We start from the raw sequence: 9,896 nt of genomic DNA on the forward strand, positions 1-9,896 counted from the left end.
TTTTGATCCAGTCGGTGCAAGGTAGGCGAACAAGAATTTTAGGGAGATATGGCCATGAGCGTCAATCAATTCGTGCTGGAAATGGGGCGTTCGTCGTTCCGCGAAATGCAGCTAACGGCTCAAGGCCAAGAGGATTTGGCTGACGGCGAGGCGCTGTTGGCAATTTCACGCTTTTCGCTAACCGCCAACAATGTGACCTACGCGATGTTTGGCGATGGCATGAAATATTGGAACTTCTTCCCAGCCAGCAGCGCAAGTCTCGGCCGCGTGCCCGTCTGGGGCTTTGCCGAAGTGGTTGCCTCCAAGGCCGAAGGGGTCGCGGTCGGCACGCGCGTCTATGGCTATCTCCCGATGGCGAACACGCTGAAAGTTGAGCCGGTTAAGGCCAATGCAGCAGGCTTCCGCGATGGGGCCGCGCATCGCCAAGAAATGGCTGCCGCCTACAATCATTACAGCGTCGTTCAACCTCACGACAGCGAAACTGAAGGCCGCGTGGCGCTATTGAAGCCCTTGTTTATGACAGGCTTTTTGCTGGATGACTGGATCGCGGATGAGCGTCATTGGGACAGCGCCTATGTAATCTCGTCAAGCGCTTCGAGTAAGACAGCCTTGTCGATGAATGCCTGTTTGAAGCGCCGTGGTGGCGTCAAACTCATCGGCCTTACCTCTGCCCGATCTAAGGCGTTTGTCGAAGCCACGGGCTATTACGACCTTGTCGTGACCTATGACCAATTGGCTGATTTGCCGCTCGAAGCATCGGTCTACGTCGACTTTGCAGGCGATCCGGCTGTGACGGCGGGCGTTCACAATCGTCTGGCTGACCTTCTGAAACAGTCCATCATTGTTGGTGGGGCGCATTGGGATGCAGAGCGCACCGCAGCACCAGCTGCACTGCCCGGTCCTAAGCCACAATTCTTCTTTGCACCCGCCCATATGGCGCGCTTAAGCGCCGCTTGGGGTGGGGCGGAGTTTAACCGTGCCGTCGATGCAGCGTTTGACCGGTTTGCCCATGAATCCCGGGCTTGGCTGGACGTGGTAGAGGCAGAAGGCTTTGAAGCTGCGCAATCAGCGTGGAAACGGCTGCTGGATAATGAGGTTTCCGCCAAAGAAGGCCTTGTCATTGTCCTTTAGCTGACCCACCCTGCCTTTTAAATTTGGCCCTCCAAGGAAGCCCGTATGATCAAAGATTTCCCGCTCGACTTTGCCCGCTTCAAGAAAATCTCGAAGCCCAATCAATGCTTGGCTTTGCCGGGCGGTTTTCAGGCATCTGAAGCGCCCGATTTGCTTTCCGGTGTGTTTAAGGCCAGCGTCGCGGAAGTGCGCGAGGCTTGGTTAGAGATCGCCCGCAGCCAATCGCGTGTGTCCGACATTCGTGAAGAAGAAGGCCAGATTGAAGCGGTGCAGCGCACGGCCCTTGTTGGCTTTCCCGACTGGATCACCGCTATGCCGGTCGATTTGGGCGAGGGTAAAGCCTCCATTTGTGTGTTTTCACGGTCCAAATACGGCATTCGCGACATGGGCGTGAATGAAAAGCGCGTCCGCCTTTGGCTGTCGCTCTTGGCCCATAAACTGCCAGCCGCGGGTTAAATCGCCGGTGAAGAAGTTACTTTTGACAGGTTTGCGTTGGATTGGGCTCGTCGTACTGGCGAGCATTTTGGCGTGGACGGGAACGGGGTTAGCCATGGCAGCAGGGGGCTGGAAAAACCCACCGCGCGGCGTGTTCATTGAAGTCGACGGCCGCAAGCAACGTCTGGTCTGCGAGGGCGAAGCCCGTCCTGGTGAGCCGACGATCATCTTTGAATCCGGCGCTTATTCGGCCGCTGCGGACTGGGGCTATCTTCAGCCCGAAGTGGCCAAGACGGGGCGGACTTGTTCCTATGACCGCGCGGGCATGGGCTGGTCTGAGCCATCTAAAGCGCCGCGTGACCCCGGTACCATGGCTGGTGAACTTAAAGCGCTTTTGACCGCTGCTGGTGAGAAGGGGCCCTATATTCTGGTCGGCCATTCGATGGCAGGGCTGTTGACGCGCGCTTACATCAGCCAAAATCCGCAAGATGTGGTTGGTCTTGTCTTGATTGATGCAGCTGATCCCAGTGCGATTTCCATTCCAGAGGCGCAGGTCTGGATCAAGCGCTATCAAAGGCTCGCCCAAGTGGGTGCTGGATTTGCCCAGTTTGGCCTTGTAAAGCCCTTGGCACCCTTCTACGCCAATCGCATTGGCCTCAGCGGGGTCCCGTTGAAGGAAAAGCGGCGCATGTTTGGTGCGCCCTCGCACATGCGGGCCTCAGCCGCAGAAATTTCTGCCACGATTGATGGTGCCCAAGCGGCCATAGCGGCTGATCCCTATTTGGAAGCCATTCCTGTCGCCACTGTCTCTGCCGGACCTGTCTCGCCTGGTCGCGACGCATGGAAGGAAGCCCAAGCCCGCGCGGCGCGACTGTCAAAGCGGGGGACGTCGGTCAATATTGATGCCGCCAATCATACGACCATCCTTGGCCCTATCTATGGTCAGGCTGTGTTGGAGGCGATTGCGCGGGTGAAGCGTGATGCAGTTGCAGACATGACCAAATCAGCTGATCGGCCTTAGGTGTGTTTCTCGCAGTAACGAATGGGAAACTTGCTGTTACTGGTAAGGCGATCTTAACCCCAAACAGCTTAGGTTTGGGCTGAATTTGGGGAATTTTACGCGTGCCCGTCAAACAGAGGTCACCTCAACGGCTAGATTTGTCTTTGTTGTCGATCCTTGTGGTCGACGACCAGCCGTTCTTTCGCGTGCTGCTGACCGAGATTTTGCGCAATCTAGGCGTGCGCAGTGTGTCGGTAGCGGTCGACGGGGAAGACGGGCTCGACGCTTTTGATTCTGTGCGCCCGGATGTGCTGATCACCGACTGGATGATGCCCAATATTGACGGTATTGAACTGACGCGACGGGTCCGTGCCTCAGAGGATAATGCGCTGAAGGTGACGCCAATCATCTTGGTGACCGCCAATAACCGCAAAAGCCAGATCGAATTTGCACGTAATTCTGGGGTGGATGAATTCATTCTAAAACCTGTCTCGGTTAAGTCGGTGTGTGATCGGCTTCGCGAAGTGATCGAGCGGCCACGTAACTTCATTGACGATCCCGGCTATTCTGGGCCTTGTCGTCGTCGGAGGGCAGAGCCAAGCTTTAAGGGCCCCTATCGACGGTTCGATGATCCGCTAGAGATTGAGTCAGAAGAAGATATGGTCGAGTCGATGCGCTCAATCATGAATTTGGCCGTTGCTAGAATTGGCTTGCTCGTCAATGCGTTGCGTGATGGACGCACCGATATCATGGCGCAATTAATGCGGGCAGTCGGGGAAGTTCATTCCATTGCCGACGAAATCCAAGATTTCCACGTTTCACGTGTCGCCCAATTGCTGCGGACTTATCTTACCCGGTCGAGCGGGCCTGAAACCGTGCGGCCTGATGTGATCCAAACGCATTTGAACGCGATTGACGTGCTGTTTAAGACGCCAAATCTGCAGACCCGCATGCGCGATCAAGTGGTCAGCGGGCTTGAAGAAGTGATTGCCAAAGTCGGCGTCGCTTAAGGGCGCAGGTAATAGTCGGGCACAATCACCGCTTTGCCGACAAGCTGTCGCGACATCATTAAATCAAAGGCCCCGCGCACATTGTCCAAGGCAAAAACGGCTCCGACATAGGGCTTGAGGCTACCACTAGCGACAAGATCATAGACTGCCTTGGCGTTCTCGCGTCCGCGCTCTGGGAATTGACGGCCATATTCGCCCGCCCGCACCCCCATGACCGAAAACCCCTTGATCAAGGGCATATTGACCGAAACAGTCGGGATCCGGCCACTGGTGAAGCCAATAACCAACAGGCGGCCATCAAAGGCCATACAGCGGACACTCTCGTCAAAGACATCCCCGCCTACGGGGTCAAACACCACATCGGCCCCGCGCCCATCTGAAAGGGCCTTCACGGCTTCTCGAAAGCCATCTTGGACCAAGAGCGTGTGCTCAACACCCAGATCGCGCAATGCTTGCAATTTGTCCGGTGAGGCCGACGTCGCAATGACGCGCGCACCCAGATGCAGGCCCAACTGAACCGCCGCTAGCCCAACGCCACCTGCGGCACCATGCACCAGCAAAGTCTCACCCGCCTGCAGATTGGCGCGGCGAACCAAGGCGACATAGGCAGTGAGATAGGCCGCTTGATAGGCTGCCGCTTCTTCCCAACTCAAATTGGGCGGCTTTTTCTGGATGGCAGCGGCAGACAGCACTACGAATTCAGCAAAGCCACCCATTCGGGCTCCACCGACAACTTCGTCGCCGATTGCCCAATCGGTCACACCTGCGCCGAGGGCTACGATCTCGCCCGCACAGTCGAGGCCGGGGATGAAGGGTGGGTCAGGTTTGAACTGATATTTGCCTTGGCACATCAGGATGTCGGGGAAATTGACGCTGGTAGCCCTGATCGCGATCAGAACTTCACCTGCCTTCGGCTCTGGCATGGCGATATCGGCCAAGCCAGTTCCCGAGAGATCGTCTGTAATGGCTTGGCACACAAAGGCGCGCATCAACCACCCATGGCGCGATAGGCGCGAGCAGCAACGGCTGCTAACTCCCGACAGGCTCGATCAGCTGCGGGAACACCGCCCGTATAGGCCGTAAAGCCGTGGGCGAGGCTGTCATAGCATTGGAAATGCACTTTGACGTCAGCGGCTTCGAGCGCCTCAGCATAGGCTTTGCCTTGGTCGCGTAAGGGGTCGTGACCGGCGGTGATGACAATGGCCGGGGCCAGGCCCGCAAGGCTTGGGGCCAAAGCGGGGGAGACGCGAAGATCCTCGCCTAAATTTGGGCCCAGATCGGAATTGGGCAGATAATTGGCCATGAACCACGCCATAATGTCTGCCGTCAGCGGATAGGCATCGGCGCAGGTTTGCATCGAGCCTTCGGTCTCAAGAATGGTGGTGGCAGGATAGATCAGAAGCTGCAGGAAGGGCTGCGGCAACTCGCGTCTTTGCATTTCTTGCGCAATGATCGCGCTGAAATTGCCGCCCATGGAATCACCGCCAACGGCCGCTACACCCGCTGGTGCGCCAAACTCTTGGGCATGGTCACGGGCCCAAAGATAAGAATCGATCGCGTCATTTAGGCCTGCTGGCCAAGGATGTTCTGGCGCTAGGCGGTAATCGACCGACAGGACCGGACAGCCAATCGTCTTGGCAAGGATAGAGCAAAGCGCGTGGCAGGTCTCAAGGCTGCCAACCACACCGCCGCCGAAGTGATAAAACACCAAAAGCGGCGCGAGTGGATTCTGGTTAGACGGGCGATAGCTGCGGGCGGGGATGCTGCGGCCTTCAAGTTCGAGCGTGCGGTCCTGACAACTGACACCAGGTTCCAAGGGGCCGCCGAACAGCATGGTCAAAATCTCTGTCCCTTGACGCGCAAATTCCTTGGTCAGTTCGGGCTGGGGGCCGCGTTTGGTCACGCTATGGGCGATGAATTGAAAGCGGGCATCCAAAGTCCGGCCATCGCGCACAACTGGCTTCCCGCCTGCCATGGAAACAAGGATAGGGTCTGGCAGTTTCAACAGCAAATTGACGATGGTCTTTTGAAGGCTCATGCTTGCATCTCGCTTTGTACGCGCTGAGACCCGCCCAGCACAAAATAGGCGGCAAATCGCGCTGCTGCCTGAATATCCTTGATCCTGCCGCGCAACAGGCGGTCGCCAATTTCTTGCGCGATCCCGACGCAAGAAGCGGTCAGAAGTTCAGGGTCGACATGGTCTAGTTTAAACTCGGTGGCAAAGGCGACGATGTCGCCCTTTAATTCGTCAAACAAGGCCAGGCTTTCAGGCGTGTCGAAGCGGACGCGGGTCCATTCCGGCATGGCCGCCATTTCGCGGTCAATGGTTTGATCGTTCAGCAGAAAATTGAAGTAAGCCTCAAAGGCCGTGATCATAAAGGCTTGGAAGTCCTGACCCGCATTTTCACGAGCAGCCCGCAAAAGCGGTTTAAAACGTGCCACGCCATCGTCATGCAAGGCGTGGAAGACTTCTTCCTTGGATTTGAAATAATTGTAGAAAGTGCCGGAGGCGAGTTCGGTGCGGCGAATGATGTCGCGCACCGTGGTGCCTTCATAGCCTAATTCCGCAAAAATCTGCCGGCCCGCTTCAAGAATGGCGGCCCGATTGGCAAGCTTGGTTTGTTCGCGCTTGCCGGACTGGTTGCCTTCAAGGCTCTCCGCCCTATCCTTATATAAAATATCGGAAGTGGATTTCATGGTTCTCAGCACCTGCACCGGGATAGATCTCTGTTCTTGGGGGTACCAAATACACCTAGTTGCAACAGCTTGGCGAAAAGCTGACAGCGCGTCAACATCGTATCAGACTGGCCACTGTTATCTGTCGCAGGCAACGCAGCCATGAGGGAAATGGGCCTCGAAAGCAAAGGAAAGCCGCGTGTAACGGTGTGGTTTGACGGCGATTGCCCGCTTTGTCGGGCCGAAATTGCACTTTATCAAAAGCTTGATCAGAAAGCAGGAAGGGTGGCCTTTGTGGACCTGACCGGCGACGGCACCTGCCCGATCAACCGGGCTGACATGCTGGCCCGCTTTCATGCACAAGAGGCGGGCGGGCCTTTGATTTCCGGTGCAAAAGCTTTTGCGGCCATGTGGAAGCAAGTAACGCCGTTTCAGCCCTTGGGCTATTTGGCGCAATTGCCCTTGATCCTGCCGTTTCTGGACTGGCTTTATGGTCAATTCTTGAAAGTGCGCCCGCGCCTACAAAGCCTAATGGTGGCCCGTGAAAAACGCCAAGGGTAAAGTCGTCGCCAAAGCCAATCTGCCCGATAAGCCTTGCAAAGCTTGCGGCAGGCCCTTCTCGTGGCGCAAGAAATGGGCGCGCGATTGGGATCAGGTGCTCTATTGTAGCGATAAGTGTCGCGCGACCAACGCTAAGGCTTAACGCGCGCCTTGGCGCTGCACCAACCAAACGCCAAACAACAAGATCGCCAAGGCAGCAAAGGTTGTCGCGGGCAGGGCTTCGCCAAAAGCCAATGCGCCCACAAGGATGGACCAGAAGGGCGCAAGATTACCGACATTGGACATGAAGACAGGGCCAACCCGCCGGATCGTCAGCACATAGACGAGATTTGCAACCCCCGTCGATAAAACGCCGAGGCCCAGAATGGCAAAGACGTGGCGGGCCTCTAAATGAACCCCGCCTTCTGGCCAAGCTTGAATGGCCAGCGGCAGGGATAAAAGAGCCGCTACCAGCACAAAGCCACAGCTCATCGCTACCGGATGTAGGCTCGGATTGACCATGCGCACCATCACACTGGTGGAGCCATACAGCACCGCCGCAGCAAGCAGCAGCAATTGCGATACAACCGGCGTCGCCCCAATGCCATGATCGGATAGGGCCGGGGCAAACAACAGGCACACGCCCAAAAAGCCAACGCCCACACCTACTGCGCGCTTCAAATTCAGCCGTTCACTCGGCACCAGAAAATGGCAGAGGATGGCGACCGTCAACGGGGCTGCGGCAATATAGATGGCGGCCAAGGCCGAAGGCACCGTCTTTTGCGCAATCGAGATCAAGAGGAAGGGCAAAAGGGTTCCGGTCGCGCCAATCAGGGTCAGCACGCCCCACGTCTTATAGTCGGTCAAACGCGGCAAGCGCGCCCGCATGGCAAGGCAGCCCAAGCCCAAAACGAACGCCCCGATGCACAGACGACATGCCACAAGAACAGCAGGCGGCAAAACCTCTACGCCAATATGGGTGCCCGCATAGGCAGAGCCCCACAAGATGACCAAAGTGGCCAAAAGGCTCCAATCAAGGACGCCGGGACGGGGAGGGCTGGTAGGTGACGACACAGGCACGGGCGTGCCACGCCCTGCGCAGGTGCGCAAGGCCTGTCCTCACCCCTGTCCGATTTGAGATCGGTTGTCCTAAGCTGGGTTGGCCTTGTCCCAAGCCATGACGGCGTGGGCATCACGCGGGGTAATGTCGGGGAAGCCAGCTAGTGCGGTCGCTGGGTCAAAGAACTTCCAACTGCGCGCACATTTGATGCCGGGGGCGCGTTCAAATACCACCGACACGCCTGTGACTTCTTCCAAGCGGAAGGCTTCAGCCGGCCCAGCGCCATTGCGAAGCTCTAAGCCTGAGGTGATGCACAATTCGGCCAAGTCTTCCTGTCCAATGGCCCCACGAATGGCGTCATTGGTGACATAAACGAGTGGTGCGGCTTCCAGCGAAGAACCAATCGTCTTTTCCCGGCGCTGGACTTCCAAAGCACCCGTCACGACCCGACGCAGGTCGCGCAAATGACCCATGCGGGACGCCAAAGCCGCATCCTGCCACTCGGCTGGATCATCTTGGAGGGCACGCAAATGGATCGAATCCGCCTCAGGGAAGCGCGTCCCCCAAGCCTCTTCGGTGGTGAAGGGCAGGATGGGGGCCAGCCACAACAGCATCCGCTCAAACAACAAATCCAAAACCGTCTGGCTGGCGCGGCGGCGCGGGCTGTCCAATTCGTCGCAATAAAGCGCATCCTTGCGGACATCGACATAAAGCGCCGAGACATCAAGATTGGCGAAGTCTGACACCGCCGACAAAGCCCGCTTGAAGTCATAATCAATCCAAGCAGCACGGACTTCTTGGCCGACCTCATAAGCCCGGCCCAACAGCCATTTTTCCAGCACGGGCATGTCGGCATAGGCGACGGCCTGATCGGGGCTGAAATCCTTCAAGCTGGCCAGCATATAGCGCAGGGTGTTGCGCAGTTTGCGGTAGGTTTCACTCGCCTGATCCAGAATGGTTTTGCCCAAGGCCAGCTCATTGGTGTAGTCGGCGGCGGCAAACAACAGGCGCAGGATTTCCATGCCGTTTTGGCGCAACACGTCTTCCAGCTCGATCCCATTGCCCAAGCTCTTGGACATTTTGCGGCCCTGCTCGTCCACAATCATGCCGTGGGTGCGCACCGCTTTGTAAGGCGCTTTGCCGCGGGTGGCGCAGCTTTCCAGCAAGGAGGATTGGAACCAGCCGCGATGCTGGTCAGAGCCTTCGAGATAAAGGTCTGCTTGGGTGTCTTCGCCATAGCGCTTGCGCGTCACAAAGGCGTGGGTACAGCCGGAATCAAACCAGACGTCGAGGATGTCTTCAACCTTTTCATACTCGGCAGGATCATAGGCATCGCCCAAGAAAAATGTGGCGTCATTGGTGAACCAAGCATCTGCCCCGCCGGTGCGCATAGCCGCCAATATCCGTTCATTGACCGCTTCGTCTTGCAGAATGGTGGCGGTTTCCTTGTGGACGAACATGACCAAAGGCACGCCCCAGGCGCGCTGGCGGCTGATCAACCAGTCTGGCCGCTCACTCACCATGGCAGTGATGCGGTTAGAGCCGGCCTCATTGCCCCAATCGGTCGCGGCAATCTCGGCCATCGCCACGTCGCGCAAGGTCTTGCCACCCAAATGGGCGACGGGCTTGTCCATGGCGATGAACCATTGCGGGGTGTTGCGATAGATCAACGGCGCTTTCGAACGCCACGAATGGGGATATTGGTGGGTCAAGCGGCCGCGCGCCAACAGCCCGCCCGCCTCGATCAAGGCCGCGATGACCGCGCCATTGGCAGGACCTTCTTTTCCAGCCTTTTTGCCTTCCAGCTCTAGGACTGCCAAACCCTCAAAGCCCGGCGCTTCCTTGGTATAGCGGCCATCGGCATCAACGGTGAACGGAATATCGGCTTGGGGCAGGCCCGACTTCATCCAGACCAGATAATCGTCCGTGCCGTGGCTGGGCGCGGTATGGACAAAGCCCGTACCCGCCTCATCGGTGACATGGTCGCCGGAAAGCAACGGCACATCAAAGTCATAGCCTTGGCCACGCAAGGGGTGCGCGCACA

General features: G+C 57.4%; 11 protein-coding genes. 6 read left to right on the forward strand and 5 right to left on the reverse strand.

All coding sequences use genetic code 11. The features are described from left to right. Positions 1-54: 54 nt before the first annotated feature. The 4 genes from ACOVRA_RS13755 (at position 55) to ACOVRA_RS13770 (ending at position 3,576) form a co-directional block, all read left to right on the forward strand. Positions 55-1,131 carry a DUF2855 family protein gene (locus ACOVRA_RS13755; RefSeq protein WP_421720794.1) on the forward strand — a complete coding sequence of 359 codons (1,077 nt, stop codon included), beginning with the start codon at positions 55-57 and terminating at the stop codon, positions 1,129-1,131. Between the two features lie 45 nt (positions 1,132-1,176). Beyond that, positions 1,177-1,587, forward strand: a complete 411-nt coding sequence (locus ACOVRA_RS13760; RefSeq protein WP_421720795.1) for a DUF1499 domain-containing protein — start codon at positions 1,177-1,179, stop codon at positions 1,585-1,587. Between the two features lie 22 nt (positions 1,588-1,609). Continuing rightward, positions 1,610-2,587 (forward strand): alpha/beta fold hydrolase, encoded by a 978-nt coding sequence (locus ACOVRA_RS13765; RefSeq protein ID WP_421720796.1) that lies wholly within the window; start codon positions 1,610-1,612, stop codon positions 2,585-2,587. A gap of 143 nt (positions 2,588-2,730) precedes the next feature. Further along, positions 2,731-3,576, forward strand: a complete 846-nt coding sequence (locus tag ACOVRA_RS13770) for a response regulator (protein WP_421720797.1) — start codon at positions 2,731-2,733, stop codon at positions 3,574-3,576. On the opposite strand, the gene ACOVRA_RS13775 is transcribed toward ACOVRA_RS13770, so the two are convergent. The 3 genes from ACOVRA_RS13775 to ACOVRA_RS13785 are packed head-to-tail and all read right to left on the reverse strand — an operon-like array spanning position 3,573 to position 6,273. After that, a complete protein-coding gene (locus ACOVRA_RS13775; protein ID WP_421720798.1) occupies positions 3,573-4,565 on the reverse strand; it encodes an NADPH:quinone oxidoreductase family protein in 993 nt (330 codons plus the stop codon). The genes ACOVRA_RS13770 and ACOVRA_RS13775 overlap by 4 nt on opposite strands. Next, positions 4,565-5,614, reverse strand: coding sequence for an alpha/beta hydrolase (locus tag ACOVRA_RS13780; RefSeq protein WP_421720799.1), 1,050 nt, complete (start codon positions 5,612-5,614; stop codon positions 4,565-4,567). Before ACOVRA_RS13780 ends, ACOVRA_RS13775 begins: the two co-directional genes overlap by 1 nt. Beyond that, positions 5,611-6,273 (reverse strand): TetR/AcrR family transcriptional regulator, encoded by a 663-nt coding sequence (locus ACOVRA_RS13785; RefSeq protein ID WP_290802583.1) that lies wholly within the window; start codon positions 6,271-6,273, stop codon positions 5,611-5,613. Before ACOVRA_RS13785 ends, ACOVRA_RS13780 begins: the two co-directional genes overlap by 4 nt. 141 nt (positions 6,274-6,414) lie before the next feature. Between ACOVRA_RS13785 and ACOVRA_RS13790 the strand changes: the two genes are divergently transcribed. Together ACOVRA_RS13790 and ACOVRA_RS13795 are read left to right on the forward strand one after the other, a co-directional pair. Then, a complete protein-coding gene (locus tag ACOVRA_RS13790; protein WP_421720800.1) occupies positions 6,415-6,813 on the forward strand; it encodes a thiol-disulfide oxidoreductase DCC family protein in 399 nt (132 codons plus the stop codon). Further along, the gene (locus tag ACOVRA_RS13795; protein WP_421720801.1) at positions 6,794-6,955 is read left to right on the forward strand and encodes a DUF2256 domain-containing protein; all 162 of its coding nucleotides are present in this window, start codon (positions 6,794-6,796) and stop codon (positions 6,953-6,955) included. The genes ACOVRA_RS13790 and ACOVRA_RS13795 overlap by 20 nt, the downstream gene beginning before the upstream one ends. Here the strand turns inward: ACOVRA_RS13795 and ACOVRA_RS13800 are convergent. Beyond that, a complete protein-coding gene (locus ACOVRA_RS13800) occupies positions 6,952-7,902 on the reverse strand; it encodes a DMT family transporter (RefSeq protein ID WP_421720802.1) in 951 nt (316 codons plus the stop codon). The two genes, ACOVRA_RS13795 and ACOVRA_RS13800, sit on opposite strands and share 4 nt — an antisense overlap. A 39-nt stretch (positions 7,903-7,941) precedes the next feature. Continuing rightward, positions 7,942-9,896: isoleucine--tRNA ligase (locus ACOVRA_RS13805; protein ID WP_421720803.1), on the reverse strand; the 1,955-nt coding region annotated here is incomplete at its 5' end.

Source organism: Aquidulcibacter sp., assembly GCF_049239865.1.
Taxonomy (GTDB): domain Bacteria; phylum Pseudomonadota; class Alphaproteobacteria; order Caulobacterales; family Aquidulcibacteraceae; genus Aquidulcibacter.

Excerpts from the sequence above, each read along its gene's own strand:
- ACOVRA_RS13755 (WP_421720794.1), top strand. The coding sequence starts at position 55 with ATGAGCGTCAATCAATTCGTGCTGGAAATGGGGCGTTCGTCGTTCCGC.
- ACOVRA_RS13790 (WP_421720800.1), top strand. The coding sequence starts at position 6,415 with ATGAGGGAAATGGGCCTCGAAAGCAAAGGAAAGCCGCGTGTAACGGTG.
- ACOVRA_RS13780 (WP_421720799.1), bottom strand. The coding sequence starts at position 5,614 with ATGAGCCTTCAAAAGACCATCGTCAATTTGCTGTTGAAACTGCCAGAC.
- ACOVRA_RS13775 (WP_421720798.1), bottom strand. The coding sequence starts at position 4,565 with ATGCGCGCCTTTGTGTGCCAAGCCATTACAGACGATCTCTCGGGAACT.
- ACOVRA_RS13785 (WP_290802583.1), bottom strand. The coding sequence starts at position 6,273 with ATGAAATCCACTTCCGATATTTTATATAAGGATAGGGCGGAGAGCCTT.
- ACOVRA_RS13760 (WP_421720795.1), top strand. The coding sequence starts at position 1,177 with ATGATCAAAGATTTCCCGCTCGACTTTGCCCGCTTCAAGAAAATCTCG.